The sequence below is a fragment of the Antarcticimicrobium sp. genome (genome assembly GCF_029212575.1).
Taxonomy (GTDB): Bacteria; Pseudomonadota; Alphaproteobacteria; order Rhodobacterales; family Rhodobacteraceae; genus Antarcticimicrobium.
On record NZ_JARGPK010000042.1, the window covers coordinates 212,350 to 232,181 of the forward strand.

General features: G+C 66.6%; 19 protein-coding genes. 10 read left to right on the forward strand and 9 right to left on the reverse strand.

What is annotated here, in order from left to right:
* Positions 1-13: 13 nt before the first annotated feature.
* Genes kdsA through P1U75_RS08530 form a run of 3 tightly spaced genes read right to left on the reverse strand, consistent with a single transcriptional unit; the run spans position 14 to position 3,198 of the window.
* Positions 14-847 carry a 3-deoxy-8-phosphooctulonate synthase gene (gene kdsA / locus P1U75_RS08520; protein ID WP_300242055.1) on the reverse strand — a complete coding sequence of 278 codons (834 nt, stop codon included), beginning with the start codon at positions 845-847 and terminating at the stop codon, positions 14-16.
* A gap of 4 nt (positions 848-851) precedes the next feature.
* Complete coding sequence (locus P1U75_RS08525) at positions 852-2,561, reverse strand: capsule biosynthesis protein (protein ID WP_300242057.1); 1,710 nt, start codon at positions 2,559-2,561, stop codon at positions 852-854.
* Entirely contained in the window at positions 2,539-3,198 is a 660-nt protein-coding gene (locus P1U75_RS08530; RefSeq protein WP_300242059.1) for an ATP-binding cassette domain-containing protein, read from the reverse strand. The genes P1U75_RS08525 and P1U75_RS08530 overlap by 23 nt, the downstream gene beginning before the upstream one ends.
* 310 nt (positions 3,199-3,508) lie before the next feature.
* On the opposite strand from P1U75_RS08530, the gene P1U75_RS08535 reads away from it, so the two are divergent.
* Positions 3,509-4,111 carry a uracil-DNA glycosylase family protein gene (locus tag P1U75_RS08535; RefSeq protein WP_300242061.1) on the forward strand — a complete coding sequence of 201 codons (603 nt, stop codon included), beginning with the start codon at positions 3,509-3,511 and terminating at the stop codon, positions 4,109-4,111.
* Positions 4,101-4,892 (forward strand): SseB family protein, encoded by a 792-nt coding sequence (locus tag P1U75_RS08540; RefSeq protein ID WP_300242063.1) that lies wholly within the window; start codon positions 4,101-4,103, stop codon positions 4,890-4,892. Before P1U75_RS08535 ends, P1U75_RS08540 begins: the two co-directional genes overlap by 11 nt.
* A 97-nt stretch (positions 4,893-4,989) precedes the next feature.
* Here the strand turns inward: P1U75_RS08540 and yghU are convergent, their stop codons facing one another.
* Together yghU and P1U75_RS08550 are read right to left on the reverse strand one after the other, a co-directional pair.
* Positions 4,990-5,865 (reverse strand): glutathione-dependent disulfide-bond oxidoreductase, encoded by an 876-nt coding sequence (yghU, locus tag P1U75_RS08545; RefSeq protein ID WP_300242065.1) that lies wholly within the window; start codon positions 5,863-5,865, stop codon positions 4,990-4,992.
* 130 nt (positions 5,866-5,995) lie between these two features.
* Positions 5,996-6,574 (reverse strand): GcrA family cell cycle regulator, encoded by a 579-nt coding sequence (locus tag P1U75_RS08550; protein ID WP_300242067.1) that lies wholly within the window; start codon positions 6,572-6,574, stop codon positions 5,996-5,998.
* A gap of 428 nt (positions 6,575-7,002) precedes the next feature.
* Here P1U75_RS08550 and P1U75_RS08555 point away from each other — a divergent pair, with 428 nt between their 5' ends.
* Positions 7,003-8,190: an aspartate aminotransferase family protein gene (locus P1U75_RS08555; RefSeq protein WP_300242069.1), complete on the forward strand. Its 1,188-nt coding sequence runs from the start codon at positions 7,003-7,005 to the stop codon at positions 8,188-8,190.
* 71 nt (positions 8,191-8,261) lie between these two features.
* Positions 8,262-9,188 (forward strand): ornithine carbamoyltransferase, encoded by a 927-nt coding sequence (gene argF / locus P1U75_RS08560; protein ID WP_300242071.1) that lies wholly within the window; start codon positions 8,262-8,264, stop codon positions 9,186-9,188.
* Between the two features lie 131 nt (positions 9,189-9,319).
* Here the strand turns inward: argF and P1U75_RS08565 are convergent, their stop codons facing one another.
* Positions 9,320-11,038: a calcium-binding protein gene (locus tag P1U75_RS08565; protein WP_300242073.1), complete on the reverse strand. Its 1,719-nt coding sequence runs from the start codon at positions 11,036-11,038 to the stop codon at positions 9,320-9,322.
* 124 nt (positions 11,039-11,162) lie between these two features.
* Between P1U75_RS08565 and P1U75_RS08570 the strand changes: the two genes are divergently transcribed.
* Positions 11,163-12,161: a 2-dehydropantoate 2-reductase gene (locus P1U75_RS08570; RefSeq protein ID WP_300242075.1), complete on the forward strand. Its 999-nt coding sequence runs from the start codon at positions 11,163-11,165 to the stop codon at positions 12,159-12,161.
* A gap of 116 nt (positions 12,162-12,277) precedes the next feature.
* Here P1U75_RS08570 and hrpB read toward each other — a convergent pair whose 3' ends face one another.
* Positions 12,278-14,764 (reverse strand): ATP-dependent helicase HrpB, encoded by a 2,487-nt coding sequence (hrpB, locus tag P1U75_RS08575; protein ID WP_300242077.1) that lies wholly within the window; start codon positions 14,762-14,764, stop codon positions 12,278-12,280.
* A gap of 138 nt (positions 14,765-14,902) precedes the next feature.
* On the opposite strand from hrpB, the gene meaB reads away from it, so the two are divergent.
* The 4 genes from meaB (at position 14,903) to P1U75_RS08595 (ending at position 17,342) form a co-directional block, all read left to right on the forward strand.
* A complete protein-coding gene (gene meaB / locus P1U75_RS08580) occupies positions 14,903-15,880 on the forward strand; it encodes a methylmalonyl Co-A mutase-associated GTPase MeaB (RefSeq protein ID WP_300242079.1) in 978 nt (325 codons plus the stop codon).
* A gap of 185 nt (positions 15,881-16,065) precedes the next feature.
* Positions 16,066-16,353, forward strand: a complete 288-nt coding sequence (gene rpmB, locus P1U75_RS08585; RefSeq protein ID WP_300242081.1) for a 50S ribosomal protein L28 — start codon at positions 16,066-16,068, stop codon at positions 16,351-16,353.
* A 105-nt stretch (positions 16,354-16,458) separates the two neighbouring features.
* Entirely contained in the window at positions 16,459-16,806 is a 348-nt protein-coding gene (locus P1U75_RS08590; RefSeq protein ID WP_366915002.1) for a DUF2946 family protein, read from the forward strand.
* Positions 16,807-16,856: 50 nt separating this feature from the next.
* A complete protein-coding gene (locus tag P1U75_RS08595) occupies positions 16,857-17,342 on the forward strand; it encodes a copper chaperone PCu(A)C (protein WP_300242085.1) in 486 nt (161 codons plus the stop codon).
* Positions 17,343-17,488: 146 nt separating this feature from the next.
* On the opposite strand, the gene P1U75_RS08600 is transcribed toward P1U75_RS08595, so the two are convergent.
* Complete coding sequence (locus P1U75_RS08600) at positions 17,489-18,181, reverse strand: NAD-dependent deacylase (protein WP_300242087.1); 693 nt, start codon at positions 18,179-18,181, stop codon at positions 17,489-17,491.
* Positions 18,182-18,244: 63 nt separating this feature from the next.
* Here P1U75_RS08600 and P1U75_RS08605 point away from each other — a divergent pair, with 63 nt between their 5' ends.
* Positions 18,245-18,694 carry a low molecular weight protein-tyrosine-phosphatase gene (locus tag P1U75_RS08605; RefSeq protein WP_300242089.1) on the forward strand — a complete coding sequence of 150 codons (450 nt, stop codon included), beginning with the start codon at positions 18,245-18,247 and terminating at the stop codon, positions 18,692-18,694.
* Positions 18,695-18,859: 165 nt separating this feature from the next.
* Here the strand turns inward: P1U75_RS08605 and P1U75_RS08610 are convergent, their stop codons facing one another.
* Positions 18,860-19,825 carry a LysR family transcriptional regulator gene (locus P1U75_RS08610; RefSeq protein ID WP_300242091.1) on the reverse strand — a complete coding sequence of 322 codons (966 nt, stop codon included), beginning with the start codon at positions 19,823-19,825 and terminating at the stop codon, positions 18,860-18,862.
* Positions 19,826-19,832 lie beyond the last annotated feature (7 nt).

Here is a 19,832-nt window from a genome sequence, read left to right on the forward strand (position 1 = left end):
TCAGTTACAAATGTCAGATTTCAATCGGGTTGGCCTTGGCCAGCGCATCGAAGCGCATCAGCGTGTCGATCAGCGCGGGCATCTGGTCCAGAAAGATCATGTTCGGACCGTCGCAGGGCGCGTTGTCGGGGTCCTGGTGGGTCTCCATGAAGACCGCAGCCACGCCCACGGCAACCGCGGCGCGGGCCATCACCGGGGCAAACTCGCGCTGCCCGCCGGACGATCCGCCGCGCCCGCCGGGCTGCTGCACCGAATGGGTGGCATCCATCACCACCGGATAGCCGGTCTGCGCCATGATCGGCAGCGACCGCATGTCGGCCACCAGCGTGTTGTAGCCGAAGGAGACGCCGCGTTCGGTCAGCAGGATGCGACGGTTGCCGGTGCTTTCGATCTTGGCAACGATATTGCCCATTTCCCAGGGCGCCAGGAACTGGCCCTTCTTGACGTTGATTGCGGCGCCGGTGCGGCCTGCGGCCAGCAGCATGTCGGTCTGTCGGCACAGAAAGGCGGGAATTTGAAGGATGTCGACCGCCTCGGCCGCGAGGGCGCATTGCGCCTCGCTGTGCACATCGGTCAGCACCGGCACGCCGAATTCGGCGCGGATGCCGTCGAGCACCTTGAGACCTTCGTCGATGCCAAGCCCGCGCTCGCCGGAAAGCGAGGTGCGGTTGGCCTTGTCGTAGGAGGCCTTGAAGACGTATTGCGCACCGGCGGCTTCGCAAATCTCCTGCATCCGGCCGGCGATCATCCGGGCGTGGCCGGCGGTTTCAAGCTGGCAGGGGCCCGCAATTACGGTCAAGGGCCGGTCATTGCCGATCGTCAGACCGGCGACGTCTACATGTGTCATGCGATTAAGAGGTTACCTGTTCCCGGAGAATCGACGCGGTGAGCGAGATCATCAGGTAGATACCGGAAAAGATCAGGAATGCCAAAATCGTATTCTCGAATTTGCGCGGGTAGCTGGCCTCTTCGCTGGCCACCGGCTGCACCGAGGTGGTCAGATAGCGCACCTGCCGGTTCGCCTCCATCCTCGTCTGCTCGACTTGTTGCAGCGCCGATTGCAACATCATGTCGCGGGTGGCGAGATCGGCCTGGGCCATCTGGATCCGCACCGAAAGCTGCGCCAGCGAGTTTTCGCCCTTGGAGGCATCGACCATCCGCTCGTTCAGCCGCGCCAGCAGCGCCTCGAGCCGGCGCACGTCGCCGCGCGCGCCATCTACCTTGGCCGCGTTGGGGCGCGGGTTGTCCAGCAGCGCGGCGAGCGTCAGCTGCTTTTCCTGAAGCTGCACTTCGATATTGTTGATCTGACTGCGCAGCGCCGCGATCACCCCCTCAGGGTCGAGGATCGCGCCCTTCTGTTGCAGCGACACCAGCGCCTCCTGCGCCTTGCGCCGCTCCACCTGGGCATTCTCGAACCCGACCAGCGCATCGCGCATCTGGTCTGTCCGCTTCTGTTCGCTCAACCGGTTCACCCGGTCCTCGGCGTAGGAAATCAGACTGCGCGCGAAATTGGCGCTCACCTCCGGGTCGGCGGCGATCACGTCCATCCGAATCACCCCTTCGGTCGGGTCGAAGCCGATCTGCACGAACTTGGAATAGAGCTTGTAGGCCTGCTCGTTCGAGGGGGTCGGGTCCAGTCGCTGGATCGGATCGATCCAGGGCTGCGCGAAATGCGTCTTGAAGCCCTCGTCCCGGTCGAGCCGCAGCATCGCGTCCTTGGATTGCAGATAGGACTGGACCGCGATCGAGTCCTGGCTGGTGGCGAACTGCGTGCCGCTCAGCAGGCTGCCCAGCCCCGTGCCGCCGCCGGCGTTGTCGGCCTTGAGGATCAGGAACTCCGACTTGGTGGCATACATTGGCGTCGCCACCGCGTAGAAATAGTAGCCCACCATCGCCGTCGGCAGCAGCACGAAGAACATCAGCCGCGTCAGCAGCAGCGCCAGCTTCTTGCGCCGGCGGCGCGCGATGTCGCGCTGGATCTCCATGATCTCCTGTTCGCGTTCCTGCGCCGGGCTGATCTCGGTGGAGGGGAGCGTCTGTTTTTCGCTCGGCACCGTCTGCGGCAGTTGCACGCGGTCCTTCGGGGCGGTGCCGGTGGCTTTCTCCGAGGCCACGTTGGGCACCACCAGTTCCAGCATGTTGGCGCGCTGGAACGGGTCGATCCCGTGCTGGCGCAGCAGCCGCACCGCGTCGAAATCCGAGGTGGCCGGCAGGTTGTGTTTCTGCGCCACCCGGCGCGCCATGCGCAACTGGCGCCCGGTCAGCGCCTCGCGCCGGATCGCGTCGATCTCGGCCTCGGCACTGGTTTCGCGGGCCGAGGAAACCTCGCCGCTGCGCGCGGCCTGTTCCGGCGCGGGCGCGGGATCGGCGGCGGGCGCGCGGCGCGGCGGTTCCGCCGGGGGCTGTGTCTCGCCGCCGGAGGCGACAACGCGCGGGCGCAGCCGTTCGGTCGCCGGCGTCTCGGCGGCGGCGGTATCCTCGCGCGCCGGGCGTTCGGTGGCACCCCCGGGGGCGGCGCTGCGGCGGATGCGGAACTTTCTAGCCTTGGGTTTCGTAGTCATAAAGCTGCTTTGCCTCTTCCAAGGTGTCGAACATGTGAAGTTTGCCGTTCATCAGAACCGCAGCCGAGTGCGCGAATTTCTCCAGCGTTGCGGCCTGGTGCGACACGATCACGATGGTAGTCGTGCGCAGCCGTTCGCGCAGGATGGCGCCGGCCTTGCGGTTGAATTCCACGTCGGTGGTGCTCGGCATGCCCTCGTCGATCAAGTATATGTCGAAATCCAGGGCGAGCATAAGCGCAAAGGAAAACCGCGCCCGCATCCCCGAGGAATAGGTGCCGATCGGCTGGTCGAAATATTCGCCCAGGCCGCACAGCCAGCGGCAATAGGCCTCGATGTAGTCGGGATCCATGCCGTAGAGCTTGGCGATGTAGCGGCTGTTCTCCATCGCCGAGACCCGGCTGACCACCCCGCCCATGAACCCCAGCGGAAAGGAAATCTTGCAGCCGCGGCGGATCTCGCCCTCGTCGGGCTTTTCCAGCCCGGCCATCATGTTGATCAGCGTCGTCTTGCCGGTGCCGTTGGGCGCCAGAATGCCCATGCTGCGGCCCAGCTCCACCCGGAAGGAGACCCGGTCGAGGATCACCTTGCGGCGGGTGCCGGTCCAGTAGGATTTGCTCACATTGACGAATTCAAGCATTTTTCTATCCGGTGCCGCCGGTCGCGGCGCGGGGATCCCTGTATTTCTTGTCGTTCTTGGTTTTGCTCTGGCCTACACTCCTTATCAGAGGAGTATGAATGGCTTACTTGTGGATTTGGGCCACATTATGTCGAAATGTGAAACAAAAAGCCAACATGATTAGGGCCGAAACAAGGCGGGGCCTCCAGTCGGGGTTGCTCCGGGGGGCTGGTCCCGCGGCGCGCGGGTCTGGGCCCAGCGCCGCGGCTTTGTTTCTATCCTGGAAACACTGCTTCGGCGGTGTTTATCCCGGTTCGCGGCGGCCGGGCCGATGAGCGGGGCCGCGCAACTGGCGCAACAGATCGCCGCCTGCCGGCTCTGTGCCGACCGTTTCGCAGCCACCCATACCGCGCATGACCCCCGCCCGGTGGTCTGGTTCCGGCCCGGCGCGCGCATCCTGATCGCCGGCCAGGCGCCGGGTGCGCGGGTGCATGCCTCGGGGCGGCCCTTCACCGATCCTTCCGGCGACCGGCTGCGCGACTGGCTGGGGGTGGACGAGGCCACCTTTTATGACCTGTCCCGCGTTGCGGTGGTGCCGATGGCCTTTTGTTTCCCGGGCTACAACGATCGCAAGGCCGATCTGCCGCCGCCGCCGCTCTGCGCCCGCACCTGGCACGCGCGTGTCATGGCGGCGCTCGACAGGGTCGAGCTGACCATCCTTGTCGGCGGCCACGCCCAGCGCTGGCACCTGGGCGTCAAGACCCCGGTCACCGAAACCGTCAGGGGCTGGCGCGCCCATGCGCCGCGCGTCTTTCCCTTGCCTCACCCGTCCTGGCGCAATACCGCATGGCTGAACAAGAACCCCTGGTTCGCGACCGAGCTGCTGCCGGTGCTGCGCGCCCGGGTGCAGGAGGTGCTGAAGGATGGCCGCTGAAACCCCGATCGACACAGCCCATGCGGCGATGGAGGCCGCCCCGGACCACGCCCCGGCGCGCCTGCGGTTCTACGAACGGGTGGCCGATTGCGAGCTGTACCTGCTGCTGACCGAAGAGGCGCAGGGCGACAACATCTCGCCCGAGCTGTTCGAGATCGACGTCGGCCGCTTCGTCCTCGCCTTCGACCGCGAGGACCGGCTGGCGCAATTCGCCGGCCGTCCCGCGCCCTATGTCGCGCTGTCGGGCCGGGTGCTGGCGCAGATGCTGGCCGGCCAGGGCATCGGGCTGGGTCTCAATCTCGACGTCGCGCCCTCGGCGATCCTGGTGCCCGCGGAGGCGGTGGACTGGCTGCACGCCACGCTGGGCAATGCCCCGCAGGAAACCGAGGCGCGGCTGTCGGAATTCACCGCGCCCAAGGGCCTGCCCGAGGATCTGGTGCGGGCGCTCGATGCCAAGCTGGCCAGCGCCGCCGGGCTGGCCCAGGCCGCCTATCTCGTCGGCACCGTCGATGACAGCGGCCGACGCGGCCACCTGTTGGGATTCGTCGGCGCGCCGGAGGCGGCGCAGGGGGCGCTCGCCAAGGCGGCAGGCGAGGCGCTGACCTTTTCCGGCATCGAGGCGGGTGCGATGGACGTGGGCTTCTTCGACGGCGACGCGGCAATCACCGCCAAGCTTGCCGCTGTCGGGCTGCGGTTCGACCTGCCGCAGCCACAGATGCCCGAACGCCTGGCGCCCGCCGCGCCGGGCCGCGATCCCGACAAGCCGCCGATCCTGCGCTGACCGGGCAGGGGGCGCTGCCCCCGTCGCCTGCGGCGCCCCCCCGGAGTATTTCCGCGCCAGAAAAAGAGCGGAACAGATCCGAGCGGGTCAGGGGCGCTCAGTCCGCCTCCGGCTCCAGCTTGTCCTGCGTCCTGGTGTCGAAATCGCCGGCGTCGTGACGTTCGCGCAACTGGGTCTCCGGCGCGCCGAAGGTGCGGTTGACCATGCGGCCGCGCTGCACCGCCGGGCGGGCGTCGATCTCTTTCGCCCAACGCTGCACGTGGTCGTAGGACTCCACGTCGAGGAAGGTGCCCGCCTCGTAGAGCCGCCCCAGCGCCAACTGCCCGTACCAGGCCCAGATCGCCATGTCGGCGATGGTGTAATCCTCGCCGGTCATGAAGCGCCGCTCGGCCAGGTTTCGATCCAGCACGTCGAGCTGGCGCTTGGTCTCCATCGCGAAACGGTCGATCGGGTATTGCCATTTTTCCGGCGCATAGGCGTAGAAATGGCCGAAGCCGCCGCCCAGGTAGGGCGCGCTGCCCATCTGCCAGAACAGCCAGGACAGCATCTCGGGCCGGTCCTCCGGCGCACCGAGGAAATCGCCGAACTTCTCCGCCAGGTGCAGCAGGATGGCGCCGGATTCGAACACCCGCACGGGTGCCTCGCCGCTGCGGTCCACCAGTGCCGGGATCTTGGAGTTGGGGTTGACCCCGACAAAGCCCGAGCCGAACTGGTCGCCGTCGCCGATGTTGATCAGCCAGGCGTCGTAGTCCGCCGCCGCGTGGCCTGCCGCCAGCAATTCCTCGAACATCACCGTCACCTTGACCCCGTTCGGCGTGGCCAGCGAGTAGAGCTGGAAGGGGTGCTGGCCGACCGGCAGCTCCTTGTCATGGGTGGCACCGGCGACGGGGCGGTTGATGGACGCAAAGCGACCGCCGCTTTCGCTGTCCCAGGTCCAGCCCTCGGGGGGGGTATTGGGGGTGGGGGTGGTCATCTGTTCGCGCTCGCTTTTCTGTTGATCGGCTCGTCGAAATTAGAGGTAAGCGGCGGGCCGCGCCTTGCCAAGCGCGCGGGCGCTGCGCAGGCGCACAGGGGCATCGGCCCGCCCGCACAGGTGTTGCGTCTCAGCGGCGGCGGTCGCGCCGGGCGCTCATCGGCTGGTACGCCACGCCCACATGCGCCTCGCAATAGGGTTTGCCTGGCTGCACCGGCAACCCGCAGAACCAGAAATCCTCGGTCGCGGGATCGCCCACCGGCCATTTGCAGGTGCGCTCGGTCAGTTCCATCAGCGTCAGTCTCTTGGCCTTCTTCTCGATCTCGCTGACCTTGGCCAGCGCCTCGGGGCTGATCTCATTGGCCGAGGGTTGCGGCGGTAGCGGCTGGCCGGCGGGAATGATCTGCTTGCGCGCGGGCACGGCCGGGCGAGTCTCGGCGGCGGGTTTCGCCTCGGGCGCAGGGTCTGCCTTGGGCTCGGTCTTGGGCTTGGCGGCGGGTTGCGGCTTGGCCGCCTCGGTCGGCTTTGCCTTGGCCTCGGCCTTGGTCGGCGCCGCGCCGGTGCTGCGGTTGGACAGGCCCAGACGATGCACCTTGCCGATCACCGCGTTGCGCGTCACCCCACCCAGTTCCTTGGCGATCTGGCTGGCCGACTGGCCCTCGCCCCACATTTTCTTGAGCAGTTCAACGCGCTCGTCTGTCCAGGACATGGTCTGCCTTTCAAAGCTGAAAAGCGGCCCGCGCTGACGCGGCCGCCTTTGGAATTCCGTACCGATGGATATACTAGTCACTGGCGTTCGATATACAAGCCGAAGGTGATTCGCGAATCGGATCCGCCACGGCGCGCCGTCCCGGCCGAACCTCATGCGCCGGTGCGGGGGCGCCGGTGCGGGGGCGGATGCGGGGGATCGGGTGCCGCGTGGTGTTTTTCCCTTCCCTTTTGCCGCGCGCCGGGCTATGCGATCGGCATGATCAAATGCCGCCATATCGCCGCATCGCGACGCCGACGCATCCCCGCGTAACGGCCCCGTTCGATCTTTGCGCCACACATCCGGCGCCTCTCTCTCTCACATCGTTGACGAAACCGCCCAAGCTGGGGCACTCCCTTGGGCCTGTCCTACCCTGAAAGGAGGATCCGATGATCCCGTCCATTCTGCCGACCTACAACCGCGCGCCGCTGAGCTTCGTGAAGGGCGAAGGCTCCTGGCTGATCGAGGCGGATGGCCGACGCTTTCTCGACCTCGGGGCGGGCATCGCGGTCAACGCGCTGGGCCATGCGCACCCGGCACTGGTCAAGGCGCTGACCGATCAGGCGCAAACCCTCTGGCATGTCTCCAACCTTTACCAGATCCCGCAGCAGCAGGCGCTGGCCGACAAGCTGGTCGAGGCCACCTTTGCCGATACCGTCTTTTTCACCAATTCGGGCACCGAAAGCTGCGAACTGGCGGTCAAGATGGCGCGCAAGTACTGGTACGACAAGGGCGCGCCCGAGAAGACCGATATCATCGCCTTCACCGGCTCGTTCCATGGCCGGTCCTCGGCCGGTATCGCCGCCGCCGGGGCGGAGAAGATGACCAAGGGCTTCGGCCCGCTGCTGCCGGGCTTCAAACATCTGGAATGGCGCGATTTCGACGGGTTGAAAGAGGCGATCGACGACAACACCGCCGCTGTGCTACTGGAGCCGGTTCAGGGCGAAGGCGGCATCCGCCCGCTGCCTGACGACGAATTGAAGGCGATCCGCGCGCTCTGTGACGAGGCCGGCTGCCTGTTGATCCTCGACGAGGTGCAATGCGGCATGGGCCGCACCGGCCGCCTTTTCGCCCATGAATGGGCCGGCATCACCCCCGACATCATGATGGTGGCCAAGGGCATCGGCGGCGGCTTCCCCCTCGGCGCGGTGCTGGCCACCGAAGAGGCCGCCTCGGGCATGACCGCGGGCACCCACGGTTCCACCTACGGCGGCAACCCGCTGGGCTGCGCGGTGGGCTGCGCGGTGATGGACCAGATCGACACGCCGGAGTTTCTCGACTCGGTGAACCGCAAGGCCGGGATGCTGCGCCAGAAGCTGGAGGGGCTCATTGCCGCCCACCCGGAGGTCTTCGAAGAGCTGCGCGGCTCGGGCCTGATGCTGGGGCTGAAATGCAAGGCGCCGAACACCGATGTGGTCGCCGCCGGGTATGAGAACCTCGTCATCACGGTTCCGGCGGGCGACAACGTGATCCGCCTGCTGCCGCCACTGACCCTCAGCGAGGAGGAGATCGCCGAGGCGCTGACCCGCCTCGACGCCGCCGCAACCCAGGTCGAGACGCAGGTCGAAACCGCCTGACCCGCCCTTTACAAATCCTGCGCCGGCCCCTGGAGTTATCCCCGGTGGCCGGCCCGAAAAAAGAAAACCCCATGAATCACTTCCTAGATATCCACAAGACTGATCCCGCCGCGCTGCGGGCCATGATCGAAACCGCGGGCCAGATCAAGCGCGCCCGCGCCGACCGCCCAAAGGGCGCCCCGGACGACGATCAGCCGCTTGCGGGCCGGATGGTCGCGCTGATCTTCGAGAAGCCCTCGACCCGGACCCGCGTCTCCTTCGACGTCGGCGTGCGCCAGATGGGCGGGCAGAGCATGGTGCTCTCGGGCAGCGACATGCAGCTGGGTCACGGCGAGACCATCGCCGACACCGCCCGCGTGCTGTCGCGCTATGTCGACCTGATCATGATCCGTACTTTCGACGAAAGCGTGCTGCACGAGATGGCCGAATACGCCGATGTGCCGGTGATCAACGGGCTCACCGACCGCACCCACCCCTGCCAGATCATGGCCGACGTGCTCACCTACGAGGAGCATCGCGGCCCGATCAAGGGTAAGAAGGTGGTCTGGGCCGGCGACGGCAACAATGTCTGCGCCTCGTTCCTGCATGCGGCCGGGCAGTTCGGCTTCGATCTGACTTTCACCGGTCCGGCCCAGCTGGACCCGGAGGAGGAATTCGTCGGTCTGGCGCGCAAGGCCGGCAGCACCGTGGTGATCGAGCGCGACGCGGCCAGGGCGGTCGAGGGCGCCGACCTGGTGGTCGCCGATACCTGGGTCTCGATGCACGACAGCCAGAGTTCGAAGGAACGCCGCCACAACATGCTGCGCCCCTACCAGGTCAACGCCGAGCTGATGGCCAAAGCCAGGCCCGACGCGCTGTTCATGCACTGCCTGCCCGCGCACCGCGAGGAGGAGGTCACCTCCGAGGTGATGGACGGCCCGCATTCGGTGATCTGGGACGAGGCCGAGAACCGGCTGCACGCGCAAAAGGCGGTGATGCGCTGGTGCCTCGGGGTGTGACCGCCTGAACCAGTCAGGCCAAGGGCATGTACAAGGCAGATAAAACGCCCGGGCCATCAGGCCGGGCGATAAACACTCAGCAGGGCGAAACCGCGCCCTGCTGACTTTCGTGCTTTTGCAACCCGCGCTACCTAAAAAAGAAAGTCGCTTTCTGATAGTTCGGTTGCATCAATTCCCTTGAGATTTATCGTTTCGCTTGGGTCCACCGCAAAAATGCTATCAAAAATCTCTACATGTGTGTTGCGACCATTCTGAACGAGATCGATAAAGTCATCGAATGGCGAGATTGCGGAAGAAATTACCGTGACCTCTGAAAGGTCAATTTTGTCCTTCCCGATCTTAAAATTCTTGATGGTGTCGATGCCAAACAATTCACCAGTAAATTTGAACGTATCCGCACCACCATTTCCAACAAGAACGTCTGTTCCGGTGCCGCCATCAATCACGTCATTTCCGAGGTCGCCGCGCAAAGTGTCATTACCTGCGCCACCTTTAAGCATGTCGTTTCCACTGCCGCCGCGCAGGGTGTCGTTCCCTTCCCCACCAAAAAGAATGTCGCGTCCAGCATCGCCGAAAAGGCTGTCTTTGCCCGCGTCGCCACTAAGCAGGTCATTACCTCTTCCACCGGACAAAATGTCATTTCCGGCGCGGCCGCCAATGGCATCATCATCGTTCTCGCCAGTAATTGTATTCGAAGACTTGTTTCCAACGCGCACGAATTCCGGAATCCAAATAGACTGGACATGGGTGGCGGCGTCGGTGCTATCCAAAGTTTCGTAATAAATAACGGCTTTGCCTTTATCGCTGATCGCAATATCCCGAAACCGCACAAGCACCGATCCAAACCCGAAGGCAGGCTCCACATCGGTCTCCACACTCAGCGTTTCTCCGATCTGATAACCGTCCATATCGTAAATATTGTACGACGCCTTCTCGGCGTCTTTGCCGGTAAAGCCTACAAGCAATGCGCCTTGGCCCTTGGCATCGACAAACTCTAGGTCAATGTCGCTGTATGAGTTATTGGAAGTCATCCCTTTACCGTCTTCGGTGTCGATGATTTCAACTGCGGCAAAATCATGTGCCCCAAGGCCATTGTGAACACTGAGGAAAGTCCCGTCATCAGGGGTTTTGCTCTCAACTACAGCTATTTTTCCATCCCCCACCGAGACAGCCTCAAAGTCGAGCACATCATCCGCCTCGGTGTTCGAAAGAACAATGGAAGGCTCCTTTGGAGCAAGATTATTATCAAAGAGCCGCGCCTCCAGCCTTTCGTCCCCAAATTCGTTATCATCCACGTAAGAGATCAGAAATCCACTTCCTTCCGAGCTATCAATGGAGAAGCTATCACCCGCTTCTGGATATGCATGGTCGTTCGAGATGCCATCTACCAGAGCTACGGATTTCTTGAGGAAGCTGCCATTCTTTTTGACGAGCACACCACGGATCGTATCGTGATCTTTCCATGCCACAACAACCCGTCCGTCGTCCAAAGTGACGGATTGAAGGAACTGCTGAGTTGTTCCACCGCCAAGGTCATGCTTGAACTCGCTTCCAATGGGGTTTCCTTTCTTATTGAAAACCTGCCCAGTGAGAACATCTGCGTAAAGTTCAATCCATGTTACAACAAACTTGTTTTTCCCCAGTTCAGATACGGTGAAATCTTCCGTGTAAGAAGGATTTAGTGGCGGCGACACGTCGGAGGTTGGGTTGCCGTTGCTGCCCAGGACACGCGTTATCGTCTGGCTTAGCTGATTGTCGGAAGAGACAACGAAGCGACCGTTTGTAAGGCTGAATATGTTTTCCTTAAAAGCATCGCTTTGCGCCACTTTGAAAACAGTGTTTTCTGCCATTTTTCCGTCCTTTTAAAAATGAAAATATTGATCTACTACAATATTTTAAGTAAGCATATTCTACCAATGCGTTCAATCATTTTTCTTACAACTAGCAAAAATTCCATGCTACCGTTCTGATAATATGGATCAGGGACGCATCGTGATCGCCGGGGCCGGCGCCATCGGTTGTTTCGTCGGCGGGCTGCTCGCCGCCGGGGGTCGCCCCGTCACCCTGCTGGGCCGCGCCCGGGTGCTGGACCCGATCCGGCAGCATGGGGTGCACCTCACCGATTTTTCGGGGCTGGATCTGCGCGTTGACCCCGAGGGGGTGCGCTTGAGCGAAACGCCCGGCTGCATGGCCGATGCCGCGCTTGTCCTGGTCACGGTCAAGGGCGGCGCGACGGCGGACATGGCGGCTGAAATCGCCGCCCATGCCCCCGCCGACGCCCCGGTGATCAGCTTGCAGAACGGCATCGGACATGCCGATACCTTGCGCGCCGCCTTGCCCGGCCGCGACGCGCGTGCCGGCATGGTGCCCTTCAACGTGGTGCCCGCCGGGCCGGGCCACTGGCACCGCGCCACCAGCGGCGACATCGCCATCGGGGCGGGGCCGGGCGATCTTGCGGCCCGGCTCACGGTGCCCGGCCTCACCGTGACCGAGGCGGCGCAGATCACCGCGCTGCAATGGGGCAAGCTGCTGTTGAACCTCACCAACGCGCTCAATGCGTTGTCGGGCCTGACGCTGCGCGATCAGCTCCTGTCGCGCGACTGGCGGCGGCTGATGGCCGACCAGATGGCCGAGGCGCTGGGCGTGCTCGGGGCCTGCGGCATCGCGGTGAGATCCACCACCCCGCTGCCGGCCTGGATGGGGCCGCACATCCTGCGGCTGCCGACACCGCTGTTCTTGCGGATCGCGGCGCAGATGCTCACCATCGATCCGCAGGCCCGCACCTCGATGGCCTATGACGTGAGGACCGGGCGGGCGACCGAGATCGACCAGTTGCAGGGGCTGGTGGTGGACCTGGCCGCGAAACGGGGAATTCCCGCCCCGATCTGCACGAAGGTCGCCGGGCTGGTGCGCAAGGTCACCGAGACCGGTGCCACCGATCCGCAACTCACCCCGGACGCGCTGCGCCCGTGACAGGGAACGGTCCGTAAAGCCGTAGGGCGGGCTTCAGCCCGCCCCTGCCGCCAGCGAAGCGCGTCACGGGTGGCGGGCTGAAGCCCGCCCTACGCCCGAGGCGCCCGCCTACCGCGTCACCCTCGCTGTTTCGCGCGCAGGGTCGGGTCGGCCTGCGTCGGGTCCTCGGGCCAGGGGTGCCTGGGGTATTGCGCGCGCATGTCCTTGCGCACGTCGGCATAGGATCCGGCCCAGAACCCCGGCAGGTCGCGGGTGACCTGCACCGGCCGTTGCGCCGGCGAGAGCAGGGTGATCTTCAGAGGCACGCCGCCGCTCATCGGATGCCGCGTGACCCCGAACAGCTCCTGCAACCGGACCGAAATCTCCGGCCCCTCGGGGCCATAGTCGATCGGCACCTTGCGCTCCAGCGGGGTGACAAAGGCCGGCGGCGCGCGGCGGTCCAGCTCCTTCTGCTGGTCCCAGCTCAGCGCGGCCTTGAGCGCGGGCAGCGGATCGAACCGCTTCCACGCCTCGCCGCTGCGCACCGTCCCCAGCATCGGCAAGAGCCAATCCTCCAGCCGCGCCATCAGCCCGGATTCGGAGAAATCGGGCAGATCGACCCCCTCCGCGCGCACCAGTTCCACCCGCGCCGCCAGCCGCGCCGCCGCCCCCTCCAGCCGCAGGCCCAGCTCGCGCACCCCGTCCAGCATGGCGCGCGCCACGTCCTGCTGCGGCGCATCGGTCCAGACCCGGTCGTCGAGGGTGATCGCGCCCAGCCGCTCCTGCCTGCGCGCCAGCACCCGCCGCTCCCGCTTCGACCAGTCGCAAATCTCGACCCAGCCGATCTGGTCGGCGAACAATTCGCGGATCTCGCGCTCCGAGATCTGCGCCGCCATGCGGATACGCGCCTCGCGCGGATCGCCATCCAGATCCGTCGCCACCACAAAGGGCGCCCCGGCCAGCCCGTCGCCCGGGCCCATCACCGCCCCCTTGCCACCCGAGAGCACGTAGCGCGGCGCATCGCCCTTGCGCCGCTGCCCGATCCGGTCGGGATAGGCCAGCGCCGCCATCGCCGCCGGGCTCATCCCCTCGATCTCGGCCCGCTTGACCTGCGCGCGCAGCCGTCGCGCTTCCGACCTGACCTGTTCCAGTGCCGGGCGCAGCACCTCGTAGGGCCGCTCGCGGGTAAAGCGTTTCAGGTCGCGCAGCGCCTCCAGCCGCAGGGTGAGGTCGCAGGGCGCGCCACGCAGCGGATCGCGCGCCTCGATCAGCGCCGCCAGCGGTGCCGCCTCCGGCCCGGCCCGCACCAGCATATGCGCCACCCTTGGATGCAACGGCAGCGCCGAGAGCGCCCGGCCATGCCCGGTGATCAACCCCTTGTCGTCGAGCGCCCCCAGCATCCGCAACAGCGCCCGCGCCTCGCCCAGCGCCCCCGCGGGCGGCGGGGTGAGAAAGGCCAGATCCGCCTCGGACGCGCCCCAGAGCGCCAGTTCCAGCGCCAGCCCGGTCAGGTCCGCCGCCGCGATCTCGGCCGGGGGAAACGCCGCCAACGCGCCTTCCTCGCCCTTGGTCCAGAGGCGATAGCAGACCCCCTCGGCCACCCGGCCCGCGCGTCCCGCCCGCTGGGTGGCTTCGGCGCGGGTGACCTTTTCCGTCACCAGCCGCGACATGGCCGAACCGGGATCGAACCGCGCCCGGCGCGCCTGTCCCATGTCGACCACCACCCGCACATCCTGGATGGTGAGCGAGGTTTCCGCGATCGAGGTGGCCAGAACAACCTTGCGCCCCTCGGTCGCCGGCTGGATTGCGGCGCGCTGGGCGGCAAAGGGCAGGGCGCCATAAAGCGGCCTGACGTGACATCCCCCCGGCAGCTGCTTGGTCAGCGCCGCCTCGGCCTGCCTTATCTCCCGCTCGCCCGGCAGGAACACCAGCAGCCCGCCGCCGGTCCCCCGCGTTTCCTGCTCCGCCTGCACCACCAGATCGACCAGCGCATCGGTGCGCCGCGCTTTCGGGCCAAGGGGCCGGTCCAGCCAACGGGTCTCCACCGGGAAACCTCGCCCCTGCGAGGTCACCACCGGCGCCTCCATCAGCGCGCCCACCGGCTCGGCGTCCAGCGTCGCCGACATCGCCAGCAGTAGCAGGTCGTCGCGCAGGGCACCGGCCACCTCGAGGCACAGCGCCAGCCCCAGGTCGGCATTGAGCGAGCGTTCGTGGAACTCGTCGAAGATCACCGCGCCGACGCCGGGCAGGTCCGGTTCCCGCTGCAACATGCGGGTCAGGATGCCCTCGGTCACCACCTCGATCCGGGTCGCCTTCGATACCCTGGCCTCGCCCCGGATGCGATAGCCCACGGTCTGCCCGGCCGCCTCGCCCAGGGTCTCGGCCATGCGCTCGGCGGCGGCGCGCGCGGCCAGGCGGCGCGGTTCCAGCATCACGATGCGCCCCGTCGAATCCCCGCCGGTGCCCAGCCCGGCCTCCAGCATCGCCAGCGGCACCCGCGTGGTCTTGCCCGCGCCCGGCGGTGCCTGCAGCACTGCCCGCCCATGATCGCGCAACGCGGTCAGCAGCTCGGGCAGGGCGGCCTCGATCGGCAAGGCGGGGGGCGGGGCAGGGGCGGCACACATGGCCCGCCTTTTCCGCCAATCGGCGCGCCCTGTCTAGCGTCGCTGTCCACCGTGGCTGTCCCGCGCCCGACCCGGCTCGGCACTGGACATTCCGCGCCCGGCCAAGGCAGAAAGGGCGCCGGGCAGCAGGATGAGGCGATGGACATGAAAAGCCTGGGCGACAAGATACTGAACGGCGACCGCCGGACGCTGGCCCGCGCGATCACGCTGGTCGAAAGCGCGCGCGCCGATCACCGGGCACAGGCGGCGCAATTGCTCGACCATCTGCGCGGGGCCGGGCGGCAGGCGGTGCGCATCGGCCTGTCGGGAACGCCGGGGGTGGGCAAATCCACCTTCATCGAGGCCTTCGGCATGATGCTGATCGAACAGGGGCTGCGGGTGGCGGTGCTGGCGGTCGATCCCTCCTCGACCCGCTCGGGCGGCTCGATCCTGGGCGACAAGACCCGGATGGAGCGGCTGAGCCGCGAAAAATCCGCCTTTATCCGCCCCTCGCCCAGCCAGACCCACCTGGGCGGTGTCGCGCGCCGCTCGCGCGAGGCGGTGGCGCTGTGCGAGGCGGCCGGCTTCGACGTGGTGCTGATCGAGACCGTCGGCGTCGGCCAGTCGGAAACCGTGGTGGCCGAGATGTCGGACCTCTTCGTGCTGCTGCTGGCCCCGGCCGGCGGCGACGAGTTGCAGGGGGTCAAGCGCGGCATCATGGAGATCGCCGACCTGATTCTGGTCAACAAGGCCGACGGCGACCTGAAGCCGACGGCGATGCGCACCTGTTCGGACTATTCCGGCGCGCTGCGGCTGTTGCGCAAGCGCCCGCAGGATCCCAAGGGGTTCCCCAAGGCCCTGATGGTCTCGGCCTATACCGGCGACGGGCTGGACGAGGCCTGGGCGGAAATGCAGGCGCTGGTGGACTGGCGGCGCGAGACCGGCCACTGGGACCGCCGCCGCGCCGAACAGGCGCTCTACTGGTTCCGGCAGGAGGTGCGCCAGGCGCTGCTGGCCCGGCTGGACACGCCGCAGGCGCGCGCCGCGATGGCGGCGCTGTCGGACCGGGTGGCCAGCGGTGCGCTCTCACCCGCCGGCGCCGCGACGGAGATGCTGGAAAAGCACCTGGGCGGCTGAATGGGGCGGGGGCACGAAAGCGGGCCGAAACCCCTGAGCCGGGGCTTGACGACTCTCCCCGCCCCGCGTAATAGCCACCGAACGAGATTCCGGGCGCTGCCAAAGCGGCGCCCCTGTTATTTGCAGGGCCAGGCGGGGTATTCCGCTTCCGGCTGCTGCGCCCGAGAAAAGACGAGGATGTACCCATGTCGCGCCGTTGCGAACTGACCGGAAAAGGCCCGATGACTGGCAACAATGTCAGCCACGCCAAGAACAGGACCCGCCGCCGGTTCCTGCCGAACCTGAACGATGTCACGCTTCAGTCCGAAACCCTGGGCCGTGGCGTCAAGCTGCGGATCTCGGCCTCGGCGCTGCGCAGTGTCGATCACCGTGGCGGGCTGGACGCCTTCCTCGCCAAGGCCAAGGACGAGGAGCTTTCGGCCGCCGCGCTGAAGGTCAAGAAAGAGATCGCCAAGGCGGCTGCCGCCTCCTGATCCCGGCGATCCGCACGGATTTCCGCAACCCCGCGTCCATCGGACGCGGGGTTTTGCGTTTTGCTTGCGCATCGGCCACCGCCGCGCCTATATCGCCTGAAGATGATGCAAAACCCGCGCAGATACCTGGCCCTCTTGCTGGTCGCCGTCATGGTGCTCACCAGTCAGAGCATGGCCGTCGCCCGTGGCGCCACCGGCCCGGCCGGCCAGATCGTGCTGTGCACCGGCACCGGCCCGATCGCCGTCCATGTCGACGAGGACGGCCAGCCCACCGGCCCGCCGCATATCTGCCCCGATTGTGCGCTGCATCTGCTCGATGCCTTATCCGCGCCCGACGTCGCGCCCGTGCCGCTGGCGGTCACCCTGCGCCGGACGCAGATCAGCGCCGCCACCCCGCCCGCCGAAAGCCGCAGCCGCGTCGCCTCGGCGCGCGATCCTCCTGCCGCCGTCTGATCCCCGGACTTCCCCAGATTTCAGATAGTTAACGCAAGAGGAGAGACGCCATGTCCTTCAAAACCACCCTGTTCGCCGCCGCCGCCGCCCTGAGCCTCGCCATGCCCGCCTTTGCCGGCGACATCATGGTCAAGGACGCCTACGCGCGCACCTCGACCGCCATGTCCAAATCCGGCGCCGCCTTCATGATGCTGGTGAACCAAGGCACCGAGGACGACCGCCTCGTCTCGGCCAGTTCCGACGTCGCCAAGCGGGTCGAGCTGCACACCCACAAAGAGGACGCCAACGGCGTCATGCAGATGCTCGAGGTCGAAGAGGGCTTTCCCGTGCCCGCCGGCGGCATGCACGCGCTGGCCCGTGGCGGCGATCACGTCATGTTCATGGGCCTGAACCGCTCGCTGGCGCAGGGCGATATCGTCACCGTCACCCTGACCTTCGAAAAGGCCGGCGCCATGACCGTCGAGATCCCCGTCGATCTGGAGCGCAAGCCGATGGGCGGCATGCAGATGCAGCACGGGCAGATGAAAAAGAACTGAGCCTTTCGCACAACGCATCGGCTTCAAGGCCGCGCCCCCCGGCGCGGCCTTTCTCATGCCCCACGCCCCCTGTCACCCCGGCCCCCGACCCGGGGCCTCCGGCGGTGTCGGAACGGTCCCGGAGCAGGTCCGCGATGGCAACGCGCTCAATCCGCCAGCAGCTCCGCCACCCATTCCGGAACCGTCCGCGTCGCCGGGCCGAACCGGGTCTCGTCGAATTGCGATACCGTAGCAGAGGGCTCCAGATTCAGCTCCACCGTGCGCGCCCCGGCCGCCGCCGCCTCCTGCACGAACCCCGCCGCCGGATAGACCTGCCCCGAGGTGCCGATCGCGGCAAAGAGGTCGGCGCCGGAAAGATGCGCGAAAACCTCGTCCATGTCATAGGGCATCTCGCCGAACCAGACGATATCGGGCCGGGCACTTGGGGCGCGGCAGGCCGGGCAGGGCTCTCCCACCTCCATCTCCTCGGGCGCGGGCCAGCGATGACCGCAGGCGGCGCAAAGCGCCTGGTCGAGCCGCCCGTGCATGTGCAGCACCTCCTGCGCGCCGCCCTTCTCGTGCAGATCGTCCACGTTCTGCGTCACGATCACCACCGCGCCCGGCCAGTCCGCCTGCAACCGCGCCAGCGCCACATGCGCCGCGTTGGGCCGGGCCGTCGCCGCCTTGGCGCGGCGCGCGTTGTAGAACGCCTGCACCAGTGCGGGATCGCGCGCGAACCCCTCGGGCGTCGCCACGTCCTCGATCCGGTGTTGCGCCCAGAGCCCGCCGGCATCGCGAAAGGTGCCCAGCCCGCTTTCCGCCGAAATCCCGGCTCCGGTCAGAATGACGATCTTTTCCATGCTCTGCGTCCCGGGTTTCCCCTGTTGCCCTGATCCCCTACACCTTGGCCAAAGGAGGCCCGTATGACCACCCGAATCCTGTTCGTCTGCCTTGGCAACATCTGCCGCTCCCCCGCCGCCGAGGGCATTGCCCGCGCCCTGATGCCGGGGCTGGAGATCGACAGCGCCGGCACCTCGGACTGGCATGTGGGGGAACCGCCCTACGGCGCCATGCAGGCCGCCGCCCGGTCCCGCGGCATCGACCTGGGCAGCTTGCGCGCGCGGCAGGTCCAGCCCGGCGATTTTCGCCGATTCGATCTGATAGTGGCGATGGATTCCGACCATCTGAGCAAGATCGAGGCACTGCGCCCGGCGGGCAGCGAAACCCCGGCGCGGCTCTTTACCGATTATGCCCCTGAAACCGGGGCCGATCATGTGCCCGACCCCTATTACACCCGCGATTTCGACGCGGCGCTCGACCTGATCGAGGCGGCGGCGGCAGGGCTGAAACGGTCGGTCTTGCCCGGCACCTAGGCGCCGAATTTAAGCGGAATCGAAACTGTCAGGTCGAGATGCGAAATCTCGCCGGCCCGCTCTTGCACCCTGCGGGCGCGGTGCCGATGGATGGGGTCAGATCCCTTTCACCGCAAGTTTGCCATGCCGCACATCCGCCCCGTCCCCCAGCATTCGCGCAGGCCCTCAGCCGTCGAGCACCCGCAACTGCCCCGCCAGCCAGGGCAGCCGCGCGGTGGCCGGGCCGATGATCTGGCTGTCCACCAGCCGCCGGATGGTCTGGGCGACGTCGCGCGGCACCCGGTCGGCCCAATCGGCGGCGGCGAACAGCGATATGGTGCGCGAGAACGCCGCGAAGGGCAGCGGAAAGGCGTCGAGGTCGTCGTGGAACCGGCCCGCCCGGATGTAGCCCAGCGGCGTCGTCACCGTCCAGCCGATGCGCCGGGCCACCATCGCCATCAGGGCCAGGTGGCTGCCGATTTCGAACCGCTCCTCGAAATGCAGCTTGTGGCGCGCAAGCTGGGCCTCGATCTGGCGGCTGATCAGCTGCTCGCGGGCATAGCGCAACAGCGGAAGGCCACTCAGATCGGTCAGGATTTCCTGCCGGTTCGCCACCATTCCGCGCGGGGCGACAAGAATGAAGGGATCGCGCACCAGCGGGTATTCCACGATCCCCTCGCGCAGTTCCCCGGTGCTGGCCGCCACCGCGATATGCAGCCGCCGCGCCTCCATCGCCTCGGTGATCTCAAGGCTGGGCGCGGTGATCATCTTGAACCGGCAGCGGGTCAGGCTTTCGGCCAGGATGGTCACCAGCCGCGGCGTCAGGTCGTTGTCGAAATCGTCGATCAGCCCGAACGACAGCGTCGTCAGCTCGCTCAGGTCCATCACCGTCAGTTCGCTCTGCGCCAGCCGCAGTTCCGACAGCACCGCCTCGGTCCGGGTCAGGAAACTGCGGCCCGCAGGCGTCAACACCATCGGCCGCCGCCCGTGATCGACCAGCTCTGTTCCCAGCGATTTTTCCAGGTTGCGCAGCTGCTGGCTGACTGCCGGCAGGCTCAGCCCGGTGATCTCGGCGGCCTGCGCCACCGACCCGGTGGTCGCCAGCGCCTCGAACACCTCCAGCCCGCGCAGGGTCAGACCTTTCATGAGCATGGAACGC

Excerpts from the sequence above, each read along its gene's own strand:
- kdsA (WP_300242055.1), bottom strand. The coding sequence starts at position 847 with ATGACACATGTAGACGTCGCCGGTCTGACGATCGGCAATGACCGGCCC.
- argF (WP_300242071.1), top strand. The coding sequence starts at position 8,262 with ATGAATCACTTCCTAGATATCCACAAGACTGATCCCGCCGCGCTGCGG.
- rpmB (WP_300242081.1), top strand. The coding sequence starts at position 16,066 with ATGTCGCGCCGTTGCGAACTGACCGGAAAAGGCCCGATGACTGGCAAC.
- P1U75_RS08570 (WP_300242075.1), top strand. The coding sequence starts at position 11,163 with ATGGATCAGGGACGCATCGTGATCGCCGGGGCCGGCGCCATCGGTTGT.
- P1U75_RS08600 (WP_300242087.1), bottom strand. The coding sequence starts at position 18,181 with ATGGAAAAGATCGTCATTCTGACCGGAGCCGGGATTTCGGCGGAAAGC.
- meaB (WP_300242079.1), top strand. The coding sequence starts at position 14,903 with ATGGACATGAAAAGCCTGGGCGACAAGATACTGAACGGCGACCGCCGG.
- P1U75_RS08525 (WP_300242057.1), bottom strand. The coding sequence starts at position 2,561 with ATGACTACGAAACCCAAGGCTAGAAAGTTCCGCATCCGCCGCAGCGCC.
- yghU (WP_300242065.1), bottom strand. The coding sequence starts at position 5,865 with ATGACCACCCCCACCCCCAATACCCCCCCCGAGGGCTGGACCTGGGAC.
- P1U75_RS08530 (WP_300242059.1), bottom strand. The coding sequence starts at position 3,198 with ATGCTTGAATTCGTCAATGTGAGCAAATCCTACTGGACCGGCACCCGC.
- P1U75_RS08555 (WP_300242069.1), top strand. The coding sequence starts at position 7,003 with ATGATCCCGTCCATTCTGCCGACCTACAACCGCGCGCCGCTGAGCTTC.
- P1U75_RS08610 (WP_300242091.1), bottom strand. The coding sequence starts at position 19,825 with ATGCTCATGAAAGGTCTGACCCTGCGCGGGCTGGAGGTGTTCGAGGCG.
- P1U75_RS08540 (WP_300242063.1), top strand. The coding sequence starts at position 4,101 with ATGGCCGCTGAAACCCCGATCGACACAGCCCATGCGGCGATGGAGGCC.
- P1U75_RS08565 (WP_300242073.1), bottom strand. The coding sequence starts at position 11,038 with ATGGCAGAAAACACTGTTTTCAAAGTGGCGCAAAGCGATGCTTTTAAG.
- P1U75_RS08590 (WP_366915002.1), top strand. The coding sequence starts at position 16,459 with ATGCAAAACCCGCGCAGATACCTGGCCCTCTTGCTGGTCGCCGTCATG.
- P1U75_RS08550 (WP_300242067.1), bottom strand. The coding sequence starts at position 6,574 with ATGTCCTGGACAGACGAGCGCGTTGAACTGCTCAAGAAAATGTGGGGC.
- P1U75_RS08605 (WP_300242089.1), top strand. The coding sequence starts at position 18,245 with ATGACCACCCGAATCCTGTTCGTCTGCCTTGGCAACATCTGCCGCTCC.
- P1U75_RS08595 (WP_300242085.1), top strand. The coding sequence starts at position 16,857 with ATGTCCTTCAAAACCACCCTGTTCGCCGCCGCCGCCGCCCTGAGCCTC.
- P1U75_RS08535 (WP_300242061.1), top strand. The coding sequence starts at position 3,509 with ATGAGCGGGGCCGCGCAACTGGCGCAACAGATCGCCGCCTGCCGGCTC.
- hrpB (WP_300242077.1), bottom strand. The coding sequence starts at position 14,764 with ATGTGTGCCGCCCCTGCCCCGCCCCCCGCCTTGCCGATCGAGGCCGCC.